15 protein-coding genes are annotated in these 18000 nt (G+C 69.4%); 8 read left to right on the forward strand and 7 right to left on the reverse strand.

The features are described 5' to 3' along the window. The coding region (locus tag PUT80_RS40100; protein WP_275295258.1) for an IS30 family transposase at nucleotides 1-548 on the forward strand (548 nt) is incomplete at its 5' end. A gap of 65 nt (nucleotides 549-613) precedes the next feature. Here the strand turns inward: PUT80_RS40100 and PUT80_RS40105 are convergent. After that, a complete protein-coding gene (locus PUT80_RS40105) occupies nucleotides 614-2677 on the reverse strand; it encodes a phospholipase C, phosphocholine-specific (protein WP_275295259.1) in 2064 nt (687 codons plus the stop codon). A 137-nt stretch (nucleotides 2678-2814) separates the two neighbouring features. Beyond that, entirely contained in the window at nucleotides 2815-3780 is a 966-nt protein-coding gene (locus PUT80_RS40110; RefSeq protein WP_275295260.1) for an AsnC family transcriptional regulator, read from the reverse strand. Between the two features lie 111 nt (nucleotides 3781-3891). On the opposite strand from PUT80_RS40110, the gene PUT80_RS40115 reads away from it, so the two are divergent. Together PUT80_RS40115 and PUT80_RS40120 are read left to right on the forward strand one after the other, a co-directional pair. Further along, nucleotides 3892-5289: an FAD-dependent monooxygenase gene (locus PUT80_RS40115; RefSeq protein WP_275295261.1), complete on the forward strand. Its 1398-nt coding sequence runs from the start codon at nucleotides 3892-3894 to the stop codon at nucleotides 5287-5289. 1 nt (nucleotide 5290) lies between these two features. Beyond that, a complete protein-coding gene (locus tag PUT80_RS40120) occupies nucleotides 5291-5926 on the forward strand; it encodes a class I SAM-dependent methyltransferase (protein WP_275295262.1) in 636 nt (211 codons plus the stop codon). 2 nt (nucleotides 5927-5928) lie between these two features. Here PUT80_RS40120 and PUT80_RS40125 read toward each other — a convergent pair whose 3' ends face one another. Both PUT80_RS40125 and PUT80_RS40130 read right to left on the reverse strand, forming a co-directional pair. Next, complete coding sequence (locus tag PUT80_RS40125) at nucleotides 5929-6333, reverse strand: SRPBCC domain-containing protein (RefSeq protein WP_275295263.1); 405 nt, start codon at nucleotides 6331-6333, stop codon at nucleotides 5929-5931. After that, nucleotides 6330-6647, reverse strand: coding sequence for a metalloregulator ArsR/SmtB family transcription factor (locus PUT80_RS40130; protein ID WP_037820108.1), 318 nt, complete (start codon nucleotides 6645-6647; stop codon nucleotides 6330-6332). The genes PUT80_RS40125 and PUT80_RS40130 overlap by 4 nt, the downstream gene beginning before the upstream one ends. A gap of 348 nt (nucleotides 6648-6995) precedes the next feature. Between PUT80_RS40130 and PUT80_RS40135 the strand changes: the two genes are divergently transcribed. Next, nucleotides 6996-7721 carry a trypsin-like serine protease gene (locus PUT80_RS40135; protein WP_275295264.1) on the forward strand — a complete coding sequence of 242 codons (726 nt, stop codon included), beginning with the start codon at nucleotides 6996-6998 and terminating at the stop codon, nucleotides 7719-7721. Here the strand turns inward: PUT80_RS40135 and PUT80_RS40140 are convergent. After that, nucleotides 7711-8799, reverse strand: a complete 1089-nt coding sequence (locus PUT80_RS40140; protein WP_275295265.1) for an ROK family transcriptional regulator — start codon at nucleotides 8797-8799, stop codon at nucleotides 7711-7713. The genes PUT80_RS40135 and PUT80_RS40140 overlap by 11 nt on opposite strands. Before the next feature lie 101 nt (nucleotides 8800-8900). Here PUT80_RS40140 and PUT80_RS40145 point away from each other — a divergent pair, with 101 nt between their 5' ends. After that, nucleotides 8901-10172, forward strand: coding sequence for a YbiU family protein (locus tag PUT80_RS40145; protein WP_275295266.1), 1272 nt, complete (start codon nucleotides 8901-8903; stop codon nucleotides 10170-10172). Between the two features lie 24 nt (nucleotides 10173-10196). On the opposite strand, the gene PUT80_RS40150 is transcribed toward PUT80_RS40145, so the two are convergent. Beyond that, nucleotides 10197-11108 (reverse strand): LysR family transcriptional regulator, encoded by a 912-nt coding sequence (locus tag PUT80_RS40150; protein ID WP_275295267.1) that lies wholly within the window; start codon nucleotides 11106-11108, stop codon nucleotides 10197-10199. A gap of 72 nt (nucleotides 11109-11180) precedes the next feature. Between PUT80_RS40150 and PUT80_RS40155 the strand changes: the two genes are divergently transcribed. Next, nucleotides 11181-12965 (forward strand): gamma-glutamyltransferase, encoded by a 1785-nt coding sequence (locus tag PUT80_RS40155; protein ID WP_275295268.1) that lies wholly within the window; start codon nucleotides 11181-11183, stop codon nucleotides 12963-12965. Between the two features lie 142 nt (nucleotides 12966-13107). Next, nucleotides 13108-15651, forward strand: a complete 2544-nt coding sequence (locus tag PUT80_RS40160) for a DUF5127 domain-containing protein (protein WP_275295269.1) — start codon at nucleotides 13108-13110, stop codon at nucleotides 15649-15651. 6 nt (nucleotides 15652-15657) lie between these two features. Here the strand turns inward: PUT80_RS40160 and PUT80_RS40165 are convergent, their stop codons facing one another. Further along, nucleotides 15658-17154 (reverse strand): long-chain fatty acid--CoA ligase, encoded by a 1497-nt coding sequence (locus tag PUT80_RS40165; protein ID WP_275295270.1) that lies wholly within the window; start codon nucleotides 17152-17154, stop codon nucleotides 15658-15660. Between the two features lie 84 nt (nucleotides 17155-17238). Between PUT80_RS40165 and PUT80_RS40170 the strand changes: the two genes are divergently transcribed. Then, entirely contained in the window at nucleotides 17239-17898 is a 660-nt protein-coding gene (locus PUT80_RS40170; protein ID WP_275295271.1) for a TetR/AcrR family transcriptional regulator, read from the forward strand. Nucleotides 17899-18000 lie beyond the last annotated feature (102 nt).

Below are 18000 nucleotides of genomic sequence, written 5' to 3' on the forward strand. Positions count from 1 at the left end.
GCGAACAACGCCGGCCCCGCTTCGCCGAACCCATGGTCATGATCAGCGACCGGCCCGCCGAAGCCGCCGACCGCGCCGTCCCCGGCCACTGGGAAGGCGACCTGATCATCGGCAAGGACAACGCTTCCGCCATCGCCACCCTCGTCGACCGCTCCACCCGCTACACCCTGCTCGTCGCGCTGCCCCACGGCCGCGGCGCCGACGCCGTCCGCGACGCCCTCGCCGACACCGCCGCGACCCTGCCCGCACACCTGCGCCGATCCCTGACCTGGGACCAGGGCAGCGAAATGGGCCGCCACCACGAATTCACCGTCGCCACCGGCATCCCCGTCTACTTCTGCGACCCCCACAGCCCCTGGCAACGCGGCAGCAACGAAAACACCAACGGCCTGCTGCGCCAGTACTTCCCCAAAAGCACCGACCTCTCAGTCCACACCCCCGAACACCTCGCCGCCGTCGCCGCACAACTCAACCGCCGACCCCGCAAAACACTCAACTGGGACACCCCAGCCGAACGCCTCGCTACACTCCTCGCCGAAACCAGTTGAACCACCCGCGTTGCAACAACCCCTCGAATCCACCCAGATTCCCTGAGGGTTCCCCTCACGGACGATCAACTGGTCGCGATAGCCGGGTCGCTTGTTGAGGCCTGGCCGGTCTCCGCGTGGCCAGCGAAGCGCCGGACGTACTTTCCGTCGTGATCCGCCTTGACCGTGATGTCGTACCAGCCGTTCGCGACGCCCCACTTCGGCACCGCGCGCGAGGTGCCCGGGGCCAGCGTGTACCGGTAAGCCTCCGAAGGCGCGTATGCGTCCACGCCGGTGAAGGTGACCGTCCGGCTGGTCGGGTTCTTGAACGTCACCGTCACATAGCCCGCGTCGTGCCGTGCGGTGACTTCCGGGCCCAAGCCGCCGATCGTCCCGGCCTGTTCGCGGAGCCAGCCGTTGGGACCGAAAACCGAGTACTGGTACCAGTCTCCCGCGCCGCTCGGCAGATGCCAGCTGTCGGTGACCGACTTGCGGCCTTCCACCGTGTACGGCCACGGCCCGTCCGAACGCATCCGGGACGTCACGTGGAATCCGGCTCCGGCGTCGCCGAGGTTGGCGAAGGTGAAGTACATCCGGCCGTCGCGGGCTTCGGTGTCCGCGGCCAGGTCGTACGGCAGTGCGCGGGCTTTGCGGGTGCCGGGTTCCTGTTTCGGCAGCGAACCGTTCGACGGCGGCACCGGGTGGTAGGTCGGCGGGGTGCTGTGGTCGGCGGGCGGCTGGTAGTCGCCGGTGCCGGGCAGGGACGGGACGCCGCTGTTGGCTCCGGTGAAGTCGAACGCCGACGTGAGGTCCCCGCACACCGCGCGGCGCCACGGCGAAATGTTCGGATTGTGCACGCCGAAACGCTTTTCCACGAACTGGATCAGCGAGGTGTGGTCGAAAGTTTGCGAACAGACCCAGCCGCCGGTGCTCCACGGCGAAACGGCCAGCAGCGGCACGCGCGGGCCGAGTCCGTAAGGCATTGCTTTGGTGTACGACGCGGCCGCGCCGCCTTCGTACCATTCCCCGGCGACGCTCGCCGTCGATTTGCCCCAGTTCGCGTCGCGCGGCGGGTACGGCGGGACGACGTGGTCGAAGAATCCGTCGTTCTCGTCGTACGTGATGAGCAGGACGGTTTTGCTCCACACGTCCGGATTCGACGTGAGCGCGTCGAGCACGCCGGAGACATACCAGGCGCCGTAGTTGGCGGGCCACGCCGGATGCTCGCAGTACGCTTCGGGGGCCACGATCCAGGAAACCTGCGGCAGGCGGTTCGCTTTGACATCCGCGGTGAGGTGGTCGAAGAAACCGTCGCCCGCGCTGGCCTTCGTGCCGGTGCGCGCCTTGTCGTAGAGCGGCGTGCCCTGCGTGGATTTCTGGTACTGGGTCAGGTAAAGCAGCGAATTGTCGCCGTAATTGCCGATGTACGCGTCATCGGTCCAGCCCCACTTGTGCTCCTTGTCGAGGCCGTTGCCGACGTCCTGGTAGATCTTCCACGAAACCCCGGCCTTTTCCAGGATTTCCGGGAAACTGGTCCAGCCGTATCCGGATTCTTCATTGCCCAGCACCGGCCCGTTTCCGGAACCGTCGTTCCCCGTCCAGCCGGTGTACATGTAATACCGGTTCGGGTCGGTCGAGGACAGCATCGAGCAGTGGTAGGCGTCGCACACGGTGAACGCGTCGGCGAGCGCGTAGTGGAACGGGATGTCCTTGCGCGTCAGATACGCCATCGTGGTGCTGGTCTTCGCCGGGATCCACTTGTCCCACCGGCCGGTGCTCCACGCGGTGTGCGTGCCGTTCCAGTCGTGGTTGAGGTCCTCGATGAACGTGAGGCCCAGGTTGTCCTCGGCGGGCCGGAACGGCAGCGTCTCGGCGCCGGAGGAGTCGGCCTGGTGCCACACCGGTTTCCCGCTCGGCAGCGAAACCGGGCGCGGGTCGCCGAAGCCGCGGACGCCGTTGAGGGTGCCGAAATAGTGGTCGAACGACCGGTTTTCCTGCATCAGCACGACAACGTGCTCGACGTCCGCGAGGGTGCCGGTGCGCACGGCGGCCGGCACCGAAGCCGCCCGCGCGATGCTCGCGGGCAAAGCCGTGCCGGCCGCCGTGGCCGCGGCGAGGTGCATGAATCTGCGACGGCTGACCGATGACATCGATGTCTCCTCGAAAAGGCGGGGACAGTTTCGCGGACGCGTTCGGGAATTTCCCACCGGGAAAGGCCGAACGCATCATCGACGGATGATCCGCGCGCTGTCAACCGCCGACCGGGATGGCGCCCGTTCGTACTGCGTCACCGCCGGTTCGCTGCCTGTTTCACCGTCTTGATCACCGGTGCCGTTTCCACGTGGGTGACCGCGGGGAGCGCGGCGACGCTGGTGGTGAGGTAGCGGTACAGCTCTTGGTGGCTCGCGCACACCACCGTCGCGTACAGGTTGGTCGGGCCGGTGGTCGCGGCGGCGTACGCGACTTCCGGGTGCGCGGCGAGCGCGATGCCGGTTTCCTCCAGGGCCGCCGGGGCGACCGAAAGCCACAGCAGTGTCCGGATTCCCTTGCCGTACAACCGCCAGTCGAGGTCGAGGTCGAAGTACAGCACGTCCCGTTCGCGCAGTTCCGCCATGCGGCGGCGGACGGTGGTCGGGGACCAGCCGGTCGCGGCGGCGAGCTGTTCGAATCCGGCGCGGCCGTCGTCGGCGAGGGCGGCGAGGAGCTTGCGGTCGCCGTCGTCGAGTGTCGCCGGGCCACGCCGGCGGGGGAGCGGTGGCGGACGCAACCGGGCGACGGCGGCGTCGTCCAGCGTGCCGATTTTGGCGACCACGCTGTCGGACCCGCCGTAGAACGCGTGCAGCACCGAATGCGCGGTTACGCCTTCGACGCGTGGCGTGCGGGGCAGTTTGGCCAGCAGCAACGCTTCACTGTCGGCTGCGTTTTCGAGGCGGACCGTGCAGGTGATTTCGGTGCCGCCGGACGTCAGGCTCACCCACGCGGTGTCCGGCCGCCGCGCGAGGGCCTCGGCGACCGCGCCCGCTGCGGTGGGTGCGCACCGGATGCGCAGGAACCATTGCACCGCACCGGAAGCCGCCTCGTTGACGCCGCCGATGACCCGGACCGCTCCGGTCGACCGGAGCCGGGCGTAGCGGCGGGCGACGGTGCGATCCGACACGCCGAGTGCCTCGGCGATCGCGCTGAACGGAGCCCTGGGATCGATCTGCAGGGCGTGCACGAGCTGCCGGTCGAGATCGTCGTAGTCGGAATCCACCCCGCTGAGCGTACTCGTGTCGGAATCCGCCGCTATCCGGTCGCTTTCTGGCTCGCGGGCTCCTGGCAGGCCGAGAGTCGGTTCCGAACACCGACCCACGAGGGAGAGATCATGACTGCCGAGGTGCTTGTCGTCGGCGCCGGTCCGACCGGGATGACGATGGCGAACGAACTCCAGCTCGCCGGCGTGTCCTGTGTGCTGGCGGACCGGCTGCCGCGGGCCAGCGAACTGTCCAAGGCCGGCGGGCTGCAGTCCCGCACGCAGGAGGCGTTCGACCAGCGCGGCCTGCTCGAACCGCTGCTCGCCACCGGCGACTATCCGGTCACTACCGCGCATTTCGCGGGCACTCTGCTGCCGCTGGTCCGCGGGCGGCACCGGTTCCCGTGGCGGTCGGTCCCGCAGGTGGCGATCGAGGTATTCCTGGAGAAATACCTTGCGGCGCAAGGAATCCTGATCCGGAGAAACCACGAGCTGGTCGGTCTGGCCCAGGACGCGGACGGCGTCACCGCGACCTTCGCCGGCGGTGCGGTGATCCGGGCCCAGTACCTGGTCGCCGCCGACGGCGGGCGCAGCACGGTCCGGAAGCTGCTGGGCGCGGAGTTCTCCGGCCGTCCGGGGACGGCGACCACGGTGGCCGCCGACGTGCGGCTGAGCGCCGAGGTCCCGATGCACACGATCACCCCGGAGGGCTACCGCGCACAGGTGTTCCCGCTCGGCGTCGACGCCGAGGGACGGCCGCTGCGCCGGCTCACGCTCGGCGGACCCGGCTGGTCGCTGGAACGGGACGTCCCGGTCACCGAGGACGAACTCCGCACCGGGCTGAAGACGGTCTTCGGCGACCGGGTGGAGCTGGTCGAAGTCCGTTACGCGCGCCGGATCACGAACGCCGCGCTGCAAGCCGCGCAGTACCGCCACGGCCGCGTTTTCCTCGCCGGCGACGCCGCGCATGTGCATCTTCCCCTTGGCGCGCAAGGGATGAACACCGGAATCCAGGACGCGATGAACCTCGGCTGGAAGCTCGCCGCGGCCGTGCGCGGCACTGCGCCCGAGGGGTTGCTCGACAGCTACCACGCGGAACGGCATCCGGTCGGCGCGGCGGTGCTGCGCAACGTCCAAGCGCAGTCGCTGCTCCTGGACGACGGCCCCGACTCGGCCGCCGCCCGGTCGTTGTTCGCGGATTTGGTGGGGCTGCCTGAAGTTCAGTATCTGCTGGACGACCTGTTGTCCGGCATGGGAATCCGCTACGCCGTCCCGGGCAGCGAGGAGCATCCGCTGGTGGGGCTGCCCGCGCCCGACCTCGGCCCGGAACTGCGAACCGGACGCGGCGTTCTCGCCGACCCGGACGGACAATTCGGCGATCTCGCGACGCGGTGGGCGGACCGGGTGAACCGCGTTGAGACGGGTGCCGAAGCGATGCTGGTCCGTCCGGACGGATATGTGGCGTGGGCCGGTGATCCGGACGGTCTGGAGCCCGCGATTCGGCAGTGGTTCGGCGCGCCGGTGGGCTAGCGTGGCCGTCGTGCAGACGTGGCTGACCGACACCCGGACCTCGTACGACACCGTCGCAGCCAGCTACGCCGACCGGTTGCGCGACTCGATTGCCCGAAGCCCGTCGCTGCGCATGACGTTGGGATTGTTCGCCTCGCTGGTGCGGGAAACCGGCCCGGTGGCCGACGTCGGCTGCGGCACCGGGCACGTCACCGCGCACCTGAACGGCCTCGGTCTGGACGCGTTCGGCCTCGACCTCTCGCCCGGCATGATCGAGGTGGCGCGGCGGGACCACCCCGGGCTGCGGTTCGCGGTCGGTTCGATGACCGCGCTTCCGCTGCCCGACGCTTCGATGGCCGGGCTGTTGTCGTGGTGGTCGCTGATCCACGTCCCGAACGACGAGGTGCCCACCGCCCTCGCGCAGTTCCACCGCGTGCTGCGGCCCGGAGCGCCGGTCGCGATCGGCTTTCACGTCGGCGACGTGGCCCGGCTGAAGACGCAGGGGTACGGCGGGCATCCGATGCAGGTGCACGTCTATCGCCGGCGTCCCGCGCAGGTGTCGGAGTGGTTGCGCGAGGCCGGGTTCAGCGTCGAGGCGGAGTGGGTGGAGGAGCTGGACAGCGAAGTGCCGCAAGCGGTTGTCTACGCTCGCCGCTGAGTTCAGCCGAGGTTCAGTTTCGCCAGCCGCGGCAGCACGCCGTCGCGCCAGCCCGGGCCCATTCGCTCGCACGCGTCCGCCTGGCGTTCGTCGTCGAGGTCGAAGCCGGAGTGGTTCAGCAGGAGCCGGGTGCCCTGGCCCTCGGCGACGAGCGTCCAGGTGAGGGTCCAGTCGCCGTTGAAGGTGTAGACGAACTTCGACGGCGGCTCGGATTCGAGGACCCGGCAAGGGATCGAGCCGAACCCGGGCATGTCCAGGTGGAACTCGTGGCCGACGTCCGGGCCGATGCCGCCCGGTGCCCACCACTTGGCGTGCAGTTCGGGATCGGTGAGCGCGCGCCAGACCTTTTCCGGCGCGGCGGCGATGAACTGGTCGACCGAGATGCTGCCGATCCGGGCGTACGTCACGGGGTTTCCTCCTCGTTTTCCAGCAGGTCGGCCATGCTGCGCAGGCGGCCGCGCCAGAACCGTTCGAACGGGTGCAGCCATTCGCCGACCTGCTCGAGCGGATCGCTCTTCAGGTGGTAAAAACGTTGCCGCCCAACGGGTTCGTCGCGGACCAGCGAGGCGTCCCGCAATACCTTGAGATGCTCGGCGACCGCGGGACGGCTCAACTCGAACCGCGCCGCGAGGTCGCCGGCCGTGCACGGGCCGTCCGCCAGGATCTCCAGCAGCCGCCTCCGGACGGGACTGGCGAGAGCGAGGAAGACGTCGTCGGGCATGACGCTACGTTATGTCGGGAGTTTCCGACATGTCAACCAACGGGAGCGCAAACCTCGCGCGATCAGGTCCGCGACCCCGGGGAACTCGTCGAGAAAGCTCAAGTCCCAGTCCGGTCCGGGGCCCACTGCCCGGGCGAGTTCCTCGAACCGGCGGAACTCCTCGTCGGCGGACGTCATGGGCGGGTCACCTTCGCGGCCGAGAGTCTGATGAGCGACCAACGTAGGAGAATCCGCGTGCCCGCCGCAAAGGTTTTCCGGTTCCGGCCCGATCGGGTCACCGGGCAACCCCTCGCCAGCCGACGCGTCTTGCTGTTGTCACCGCGAAGCTGCCGAAAGGACGTCCTCCCCATGCACCTCCGCCGATGGGCCGTCCTGGCCTCCGCCGCCGCACTGATCGCCGTCGCGGCAGCGGCTCCGGCAGCGGCGGTGATCGGCGGTTCGGTCAGCCATTACGGACCGTGGGCGGTGCGGATGCTGGTCGACGGCAAGCCTGAATGCACCGGTACCGCGATCAGCCGGGAGTGGATCATCAGCGCCGACCACTGCTTCGCCGAGGCCGCGCAGCCCATCGCCGATTCCCGGATCGAGTTCCGCGTCGGCAATCTCGACCAGCGGCTCGGCACCGTGGTCAAGCCGGTCCCGGGGAGCCGCAACAACCACACGCTCGCCGACCTCATGCTGATCAAGGTCACCCCGATGGACGTCACCCCGGCGAAGCTGCCGGCAGGCGGACCGGTGCGGCCGGGCGAGACGGTTCGGCAGCTCGGCTGGGGCGCGACCTGCACCGGCGACGAGAACAGCTGCCAATCCGACGTGCTCAAGCAGGTGGACGCGAAGGTCATCGACCCCGACGATCCGCGCTGCGAGGGCATGACCGTCTCCGGCGGCACCGATTTCTGCGCGCTGACCACGACCGGCGTCACGGCGGGCGGCGACTCCGGCGGTCCGGTCATGTCCACTGCCGATCGCGACACGCTGGTGGGGGTCACCAGCAAATCCGACCGCAGCAGCCTCGCGGCCGACGGCGACGTCTTCGGTCAGCTGGACTGGATCGAGAAGACCATCAAGGGCTGACCGTCAGAACGGCGCTCCGCAGAGCGCGCACCGCCTCGTCGCGCGCGCCGGTCAGGGCGGGGGAGTCCGTGGCGCGCGGGGCGCGAAGCGGGACATGGCGCGGCAGTCGCGCGAAGCGGTCTGACACCGCGTCGAGCACGTCGGGGCCCCATGGACCGCCCAGCACGATGAGTTCCGGGTCGGACACCGTCACCAGAGCGAGCAGCACGCCGCAGATCGCCTCGGCGAGGGTCTCGAGGACGTCGTCGGATTTGATCGCGGTTCGCAGGGCGGCGACGTCGATCGTGGTCGAATCCGGTTGGCGGACACCGAGATCCGCGAAGACGTCGATGAACGTCGTCGCCTGACCGCCAGTGCCGCGCGTGAGGACGTGCGCGATTTCTCCGGCGAGACCGGCGTGTCCCCGCCGCACTTCGCCATCGGCGACGACCGCGCAGCCGAGACCTTCGCCGAGGAAGAGGTAGGCGAAATCGCCGGCGGCCTGTTCGGTGCGGGCGGCCCAGTTGACGTCGTTGTCCACGGTGACCGGGCCCGCCACCGCCGGCGCGAGGACGTCGGCGGGGGAGAGTTCCCCGAGCAGGAACGGGGAATCGGGCAGGTGGACGAGTTTCCCGGTGGCCCGGTCGACCGGATCGGCGGCGCTGACGACCGCGAGCCGGAGCGGTCCCGCGCCGGCGGCGACCCGGGCGGCGGCCTTGCGCAGCGCCTGGGCGACCTTCCGCGGACGCACCGGGCGGCCGAGGTCTTCGACGTGCCGGGCGAGCACCTCGCCGAAAACGTCGACGGCTTCGGCGACCGCGCCGTCGTGGCCGATGCTCACGACCAGGGCCGTGCCGAGGTCGTCGGCCAGTGCGTAGTAGGTGCCGACGCGGCCGCGGCCGGTGGTGCGTTCGCCGGTGTCGCGCAGCAGGCCGGCCTCGGCGAGCCGGGCGACGCTGTCGCCGACCGCGGGCTTGGAAATGCCGGTGCGGGCGGCGATTTGCGCGCGCGTCAGCTGCCGTTCGGCGAGCAGCGCCCGCAGGACGTGCTCGTCGGTCAGCGACCGGAGCAGGTCGAGGGAGGGCTTGGCCGGGGTCATCGGCGCGAGTCTAGCCGATTTAGTCAGGACTGTTGCCTGAATCCGCGCGGGCGCCTTACCGTCGAATCAGTAAGGAGCCCTTCCTGAATGGAGCGAGCGTTATGCAGCTTCCCCCGTTGCCGCACTGGGAGACCGCGCCGGACGACCTCCCGGCCGCGATTCGCGAGACCAAGACCGCGCTGCGGGCGCGGATCGAGGCGTCCGGGCGCACCGTGGAAGAGGTGTTCGCGGTGATCGAGGCTCGCGTCGCCGCCGCGGTCGAGGAGATCGAGGCGGCGAAAGCACGCGGCGAAGAGATCTGGCCGGTGCTGGAGTACGCCGACATCGAGGCGGGCCGGGTCTCCGAAGACGACCTGCACCGGATCCGGAAGCGCGGCTGCCTGATCGTGCGCGGGCACTTCCCGCGCGAGCAGGCGCTGGCGTGGGACAAGGGGATCGTCGACTACGTCGAGGGCAACCGGTTCTTCGAGAACTACCGAGGTCCCGGCGACAACTTCTTCGGCAGCCTGGTCTCCCGGGCCGGGATCTACCCGATCTACTGGTCGCCGGCGCAGATGGAGGCGCGGCAAAGCGACCGGATGGCGCGCGTGCAGGCGTTCCTCAACGCGCGGTGGAAGTCGGAATCCGACGGCGTCCGATGGTTCGACCCCGGCCGGGATTCGCTGTACCCGGACCGCATCCGCCGCCGTCCGCCGGGGGCGGATTCCGGCGGTCTCGGCTCGCATCTCGACCCGGGCACGCTCGACCTCTGGATGACCGAGGCGTACCAGCGGGCGTTCCGGCATCTGTTCGACGGCACCGTCGAGTCCTACGATCCGTGGGACGCCGCGCACCGCACGGCCGGGCCGCAATTCGAGGGTTCGACGATGTGCTCGGTTTTCCGCACTTTCCAGGGCTGGACCGCGCTGTCGGACATGAAACACGACCAGGGCGTGCTGCACGCGGTGCCGATTCCGGAGGCGATGGGCTATCTGATGCTGCGCCCGCTGCTGGCCGACGTGCCCGAGGACGACATGTGCGGCGTCCTGGTGAACCACGTGTTCGCGGCCAGCGAGAAGTGGCATTCCTTGCTGCTGCGGGCTTCCAGCGGAATTCCGGACGTGCGGGCCGGGGATTCCGTGTGGTGGCACTGCGATCTGATCCACAGTGTCGCGCCGGTGAAGAACCAGCAGGGCTGGGGCAACGTCATGTACATCCCGGCCGCGCCGTGGTGCCCGCGGAACGAGGCGTACGCCGGGGCGGTGCGGGAGGCGTTCGAGACCGGTTCCAGTCCGTCGGACTTCCCACCCGAGCATTACGAGCGCTCCTGGCCGGACCGGTTCGCCCCGGAACAGCTGAACGCGACCGGACGGCGCGGCCTCGGGATCGGGTGAAAGCGGTCTAGTCCATTAGGGGCGTCATGGACGTTCAGGGCAAGACGCGCCGATGCTGGCGGTCCCGCCTGTGGCGATGTCCAGAAATGCTTGAGTCGCCGCGGTAATCGGCCCGGACCGGTAGATCAGCCACTGCGGGAGTGTTTCCGGCGGCGAAAACCGGAGCACCTCCGCACCGGCCCGGCGGGCCAGTTCGGCCCAGCCGTCCGGCATCAGGCTCGCGCCGATCCCGCGCAGCACCATTGGCAGTACCACGCTCCGGTCGCCCACCTCGGCCGCGATCGACAGATCCGGCACGGTCGCCGCGAGCCGGTCGAAGAAGCCGCGCACCGCGGTCGGCGACGTGGTGACCACGAACTGCATCCCGCTGAGCTCAGCCCGCTCCACGGCCCCGTCCGAGCCGATTCTCGTACCGGGCGGGGCGACCAGCAGCAGTTCCTCGTCCCGCAGGTGGTGCGCGATCAGACCCGGCCCGACCGGGCGTTCCGCGCTCCCGCACACCCCGGCCTCGCACCGGCCCTGCACCACCATCGCGACCACCTCGGCCGCCGACAACGCCGCCGACGTGCTCACCAGCACGCCCGGATACCGCGTGCGCATCTCGGAGACGATGCTGATCACCGGCTCCAGCGCGGACGACGACGTGGCCGCGACGTCGATCCGCCCGGCTGGTCCGTCGCCCGCCATCCGCGCGGCAGCGCGCAGGGCGTCCAGGTCGCGCAGCACCAGCCGGGCGCGTTCGGCGAGCAGTTCGCCGGCGTTCGACAGCACCGCGTTGCGCCCGACCCGGTGGAACAGCTCGACGCCCAGGTCCTGTTCCAGCTTCGCGATCGCCCGCGACAACGACGGCTGCGCCACCCGCAACGCCCGCGCCGCGTGCGTGAACCCGCCGTGCTCGGCGATCGCGACGAAGTACTCCAGCTGGCGGCGTTCCATAGCGATACGCTATCGGACTGGTGTCTCAGATGTCTTTGACGTACTGCCAGCCCGCGCGCGACGATAGGGCCCATGGTCCAGACGCGCCCGACGTTGCAGGGCACCTTCGGCATGGTGTCGTCCACCCACTGGCTCGCCTCGGCGGCCGCGATGGCGGTTCTCGAGGACGGCGGCAACGCCTACGACGCGGCGGTCGCGGGGGCGTTCGTGCTGCACGTCGTCGAACCGCACCTCAACGGGCCGGGCGGCGAGGTGCCGATGATCCTCGCCCCGGCAGGCGGCGCGCCGAAGGTGCTGTGCGGGCAGGGGCCCGCGCCGGCCGGCGCGACGATCGAGCACTACACCTCGCTCGGCCTGGACCTCGTCCCCGGCACCGGCCCGCTCGCCGCCGCGGTGCCCGGCGCGGTCGAGGCGTGGCTGCTCCTGCTGCACGACCACGGCACGAAGTCGTTGCGCGAGGTCCTCAAGTACGCCATTCACTACGCGGCGGACGGCCATCCGGCAGTCGAGCGCGTCGGCGCGACGGTGGAGACCGTTCGCGAACTGTTCGAGAACGAATGGACGACGTCGGCCGAGCTGTACTTGCCCGGCGGGGTCGCGCCGAAACCCGGTGGGCTGCTGAAGAATCCCGCGCTCGCCGAGACCTGGCGACGGCTGATCGCCGAAGCGGAGGCGGCCGGGAGCGACCGGGAAGCGCAGATCGAGGCGGCGCGGAAGGCGTGGCGCGAGGGGTTTGTCGCGGAAGCGCTCGCCGCCTTCGCCGCGAAACCGGCGATGGACTCGTCCGGCGAACGGCACGCGGGCACCCTCACCGCCGACGACATCGCCGCGTTCCGGCCGACGTACGAGGACCCGGTCACCTGCACCTGGAACGGCTGGACCGTCGCGAAAGCCGGGCTGTGGAGCCAAGGTCCGTCCTTCCTGCAGCAACTCGCGCTCCTGCCGGACGAGCTGGACTACGCGACGCCGGAGTACTACCACCGGCTCATCGAGGGCACGAAGCTCGCGATGGCCGACCGCGAGGCCTGGTACGGCGACAGCACGGAAGTCTCCATGGAGGCGCTGCTTTCCCCGGAGTACACCGAGACCCGGCGCAAGCTGATCGGCGAGCGCGCGTCCTTCGACCTGCGGCCGGGAAGCCCGGAAGGCCGCACGCCCCGGCTGAGCAGGCACGTGCACTACGTCGCGGGCGGCGGGGTCACCGCGTCGGCGATCGGGGCGGGGGAGCCGACCGTCGCGAAGGACGGCCTGACCCGCGGCGACACCTGCCACCTCGACGTCGTCGACCGCTGGGGCAACATGATCGCCGCGACCCCGAGCGGCGGCTGGCTGCAGTCCAACCCGGTGGTGCCGGAGCTGGGTTTCCCGCTCGGCACCCGGTTGCAGATGGCGTGGCTCGACCCGGGCCTGCCGAACTCGCTCGCCCCGGGCAAACGGCCGCGCACCACGCTCTCGCCGTCGCTCGCCCTGCGCGACGGCGTCCCGGTGATGGCGTTCGGCACCCCCGGCGGCGACCAGCAGGACCAGTGGAACTTCCACTTCTTCCTCGGCACCGCGCTGCGCGGCAAGGTCCGCGGCGGGCTCGATCTGCAAGGAGCGATCGACGCGCCGAACTGGCACACCGACAGCTTCCCGAGCTCGTTCTACCCGCGCGGCATGGCGGCGGGCAGCGTGACGGTGGAGTCGCGGATCGGCGCGGAGGTGATCGCCGCGCTGGAAAGCCGGGGGCACGACGTGACGGTCGGCGAGCCTTGGTCGGAGGGGCGGCTGTGCGCGGTGGCGAAGGACCCGGAAACCGGGGTCCTGTCGGCGGCCGCGAACTCGCGCGGGGCGCAGGGGTACGCCGCGGGGCGGTAGCGGGGATTGACAAGCGCTGTCCCGAAAAGGACAGCGTTTGTCAGTGCTTTCGGCAGATTTACAACGTTGTATCGCGGTGCCACACTGAGGTCGCTCGGTTTCTTCTTTCCCGTGTCCGGTAGCCGACCGAAAGAAGCTGTCGATGTCCTCCTCCGCATCTCCCCGCGAAGTCAGCCGCCGCGCCGCCCTGCGCTGGGCGGGCACCGGCGCGGCCGCCGGGGTCGCGCTCTGGTGCCTTCCGGAACTGGTCCAGTCCACCGCCGCCGCGGCTCCGGCGGGCACGCTGCGCCCGCCCGCGACGCCGCTCGTGGTGCGCTCGCCGTATCTCTCGACCTGGCAGGCCGCGGACACCCTGCCCGGCACCTGGTCGACGTTCTGGAACGGGCACATCACCGCGCTGTGCGGCATCGCCCGGATCGACGGCACCGCGTACGTGTTCGCCGGTGCGCCGCAGCTGCCGTCCGGTCCGAGCCTGACCCCGATGACGCAGAACTCCTTGCAGGTCACCGCGACCCGCTCGATCTACGAACTCACCGGCGGCGGCGTGGCCCTCACCGTCACCTTCTTCTCGCCGGTAGACCCCGGCAACCTCCAACGGCAATGCGTGCCGTTCGGCTACATCACCGTCGCCGCCGCGAGCACTGACGGCCGGGCACATAGCGTTTCGCTGCATTTCGACTCGTCGGCAGAGTGGCTGCAATGGGATTCGGCCACTCCGGTCGGCTGGCAGCACCAGGAATCCGGCGGCATCACCTCGCTCAGCGTCCAGGCCGCTTCGCCGACTGCGCTCGCCGAGGACGGACACGACCAGCCGCGCTGGGGTTCGCTCGTGGTCGCGGCGCCTTCGGCCGGGGTGACCTGGCAGATCGGGCAGGACACGGTCGTGCGCGCGGCGTCGGCGAACGGGGCAGCGCTGCCCGGGACGAGCGATCCGGACCAGCCGAGAGCGATCAACGACCGCTGGCCGGTTCTCGCGTTCGCCAAAGACCTGGGCACGATCCAGCCGGGCGCGGCAGCCGATCCGCTGGTGGTGGCGATCGGGCACATCCGCACGCCTGCGGTCAGCTACCTCGGTGCGCAACTGGCACCGTGGTGGACGCATTACTGGTCCTCCTGGCAGGACATGGTCGCGTGGTTCCACGCCGACTACCCGGCCGCGCTCGCCGCGGGGATCGCGCTGGACCAGCGGATCGACAGCGAAGCGTCCGCCGCGGCCGGCGACCATTACGCGGCGATCTGCGCGCTCGCCCTGCGCCAGGCGTTCGGCGGCACCGAGCTGGTCGACCGGAACGGCTCGCCGTGGGCGTTCCTGAAGGAGATCTCATCCAGCGGCAATGTGTCCACAGTGGACGTGATTTATCCGGCGCTGCCCGGCTACCTCCATCTCTCGCCGGATTTCGTGCGGCTGCTGCTGGAACCGGTGCTAGATTACGCGGAGCACGGCGGCTGGCCGATGACGTTCTCGGAACACGACATCGGCGCGTCCTATCCGAACGCGGCCGGGCACAACGACGGCAACGAGGAAAGCATGCCGGTCGAGGAATCGGCGAACATGCTCATCATGTCCGCCGCGGTCGCGCAGCGCCTGGATTCCTCGGCGGGAAAGGCATTCGTCAGCGCTCATTACGGAATTCTGCGGCAATGGGCCGAATACCTGGTGGGCAACACTCTCGATCCGGGCAACCAGAACCAGACCGACGACTTCACCGGCTGGATCGCGCACAGCGCCAACCTCGCGTTGAAAGGCATCATCGGGGTCGGCGCGATGGCCGTTCTCGCCGATGTCACCGGAAATTCCGCCGATGCCCTGCGGTACCGCTCGATTTCGCGGTCGTACATCAGCCAATGGACAACCTTGGCCGACGACGGCTCGCACCTGCGGATGGCGTACGACCAGCCGGGCACTTGGAGCCTGAAGTACAACGGTTTCGCGGACCGGCTGCTGGGCCTCGACCTGGTGCCGCTCGGCACTGCCGCCCGGGAAGCCGCCTGGTATCAGTCGAAACGAGGCGCGCACGGCGTCCCGCTGGACCTCCGCCACGACTACACGAAGGCCGACTGGGAACTGTGGACGGCTGCTTGGCTGACCGACCACACCGACATCCGCACGACGCTTGTCGAAGGCGTCTACAGTTTCGCCAACACCACTGGTTCGCGGGTTCCGTTCTCAGACTGGTACTTCGTCGCCGACGCCCGGCAATCCGGATTCCAAGCACGCCCGGTCGCCGCTGGATACTTGACTTTGCTGCCGCGCCCAGCCGCTTCGACGACGTCGTGGCGGCGAATCCAGAACCAGCGTTCCGGGAAACTGCTGGCGGTGCAGGACATGTCGCTTTCGGACACTGCCGATGTGACGCAATGGCAGGACAACGGCACGGTTGATCACGTGTGGACAGTCGTGGACAGCGGTGACGGAACGGTGCGGATCATGAACCGCAACAGCGGCAAAGTGCTCGCGGTGCACGACCAGAGCCTGGACAACGGCGCGCACGTGCAGCAGTTCCAGGACAACGGAACGCCGGATCACCTGTGGCGCATCGTGGACGCGGGCGGCGGCTGGTGGAAACTGGTGAATGTCCACAGTGGAAAGGTGATGGCGGTCGACCAGCAGTCCACTGCGGACGGTGCACAAGTGACTCAGTGGGACGACAACGGGACGCCGGATCACCTGTGGCGGTTCATCTGAGCCGGGTTACCGGGAGACGGAAGCGGCGGAGTCCGTGTATCGCGCGCGAAGTTCTCGCTTGAGCAGCTTCCCGGTGGCATTGCGCGGAAGCTCGTCCACCACCTCGACCCGGCGGGGACACTTGAAAGCCGCGATCCGTTCCCGGCAATAAGCGATCACCGCGTCCCCGTCGAGCGAGTCTCCGGCAGGAACCACCACCGCGATCACGGTTTCGCCCCACTGCGGATCCGGCGCGCCGATCACCGCGACGTCGGCGATGTCCGGATGCCGGTGCAGCACCTGCTCGACCTCGATCGGGTAAACGTTCTCGCCGCCGGAAATGATCATGTCCTTCTTGCGGTCCACCAGCGTCACGAAACCGTCGGCGTCGCTGCGGGCCAGGTCGCCGGAGTGGAACCAGCCGCCGCGCAGGGTTTCGGCGCTCGCTTCGGGCAGGCCCCAATAACCGGCGAAGACGTTTGGTCCGCGAAGCACCAGTTCGCCGACCGTCCCGATGGGCACGTCGTCGTCGCGTTCGTCCACGATCTGCGCCTCGACGTGCAGGAAGGGCCGTCCGACGGACCCGGCGTGCGAGCGCACGAACGCCGATTCCAGCACCAGTGCGGCGGGGGAGAGCTCGGTCATCCCGAAACCCTCCACAAAGGTCAGTCCTTTGCCCTCGTAGAATTCGATCACCGGCAGCGGGCACGGCGCGCCGCCGCACAGCAGATACCGCAGCCGCGACAGGTCGTAGGAATCGAAATCCGGGACCTGCGTCATCGCCGCCCACATCGCGGGCACCATGAAGTGGACGGTGACCTTCTCCCGCTCGATCAGCGCGAGTGTCTCTTGTGGATCGAACTTGCCCGCGACCACCACGGTGCCGCCCGCGTACAGCAGCGGCAGGGTGAACAGCGCCAGGCCGCCGATGTGGAAAAGCGGGGCGACCGTCAGCGTGATGTCCGAGGGGAGGATGCCTTCCCCGGAGGTGAGCACGTTGATCGCGTTCGCCTCGAGGTTGCCGTGCGTGAGCATGGCACCCTTGGGGCGTCCGGTGGTGCCCGAGGTGTACATCAGCACCGCGACGTCGTCCGGCCCGGTCGGTTCGGGCGCGACACGCCCCTCCTGGGCGAGTTCACTGTTGTTGACCAGCGTCCGAGCGCCGGAGGCCCCCTTCGCGAGCGCGGCGAAGGTGTCGTCGTGCACCACGACCACCGGCCGGGCGTCGTCGAGCAGATACTCGACTTCGGCCGCCGCGAGCCGGAAATTGATCGGCAGCGTGATCGCGCCGAGCCACGCCACCGCGAAAAGCGTTTCGAGGTAGCCGGTGGAATTCAACCCCAGCAAGGCCACCCGGTCGCCCTTGCGCACGCCCAGCTCGCGCAGCGCCGCCGCCCGCCCCGCGACCCGGCGTTCGAGATCGGCGTACGTGATCCGTTCGCCGGTCTCGGCGGCCACGAGCGCGACCGACTCGGGGGTGACGGTGCTGCGCCGGGCAATCCACTGCGCCAAGCTCGATGCCATGCCGAGACTCCTTCGTCGCCGGGGACCACGACGAAGGTAACCGTACGGACGGTCAGTGGTCAAACCTTCGGTTACAGTGGGCCGATGCCACCCAAAGGCCGCGCCGGGGACATCCTGGCGACGTTCACCCGCTACGTCGCCGAACGCGGGTACGACGCCACGAACTTCTCCGACATCGCCGGCGAACTGGGGCTGTCGAAGGGCACGATCGTGCACCACTTCGGCACGAAGGACCGGCTGCTCGCCGCGCTGCACGAGTCGTACATGCGCCGCAGGCTCGTTGAGGCCGCGCTGATCCGCGACCGCCTCCCGACCCCGACCCGGCAACTGGCCGGGCTGCTGTACGCGTTCGTGCTGTACCAAGTGGTGGACCGGGAGGCGACCGTCGCGTTCCAGCGCGAGGTCGTCCGGCTAGCCGACCACGAAGCGATGGCCGAGGGCCGCCGGATGCGCGCGGAATACCTCGACCTGGTGCGGGCGGTGCTGTCCGCGGGCGTCGAGTCGGGGGAGTTCCGCCCGTGCGACGTCGAGGTGCAGAGCCTGCTGATCTTCGGCTCGGCGCAATGGGCGTGGACGTGGTTCGAGCCGACCGGCCCGGTGTCGGCGGAGCAGGTGGGCGCGCAGTTGGTCGAGCTGGTATTGGGCGGCCTGTTGACGCGCCGCGCCCGGCTCAACGGGCTGACCGAGGCGGACGGCAAGGTGGTCCAGGTCGTGCGTCAGTCCATTGCGGCGGCGAAGGCTTGACCGGTGTCGGCGATCGAACTTGCCGAGTCCGTTCCGTTGAATTCGTAGTAATTCCGGATTCCTGCCCCTGAAATCGCAATTGACAAGCGAATCATTGCGGTT

The organism is Amycolatopsis sp. La24 (genome assembly GCF_029087445.1).
Taxonomy (GTDB): Bacteria; Actinomycetota; Actinomycetes; order Mycobacteriales; family Pseudonocardiaceae; genus Amycolatopsis; species Amycolatopsis nivea.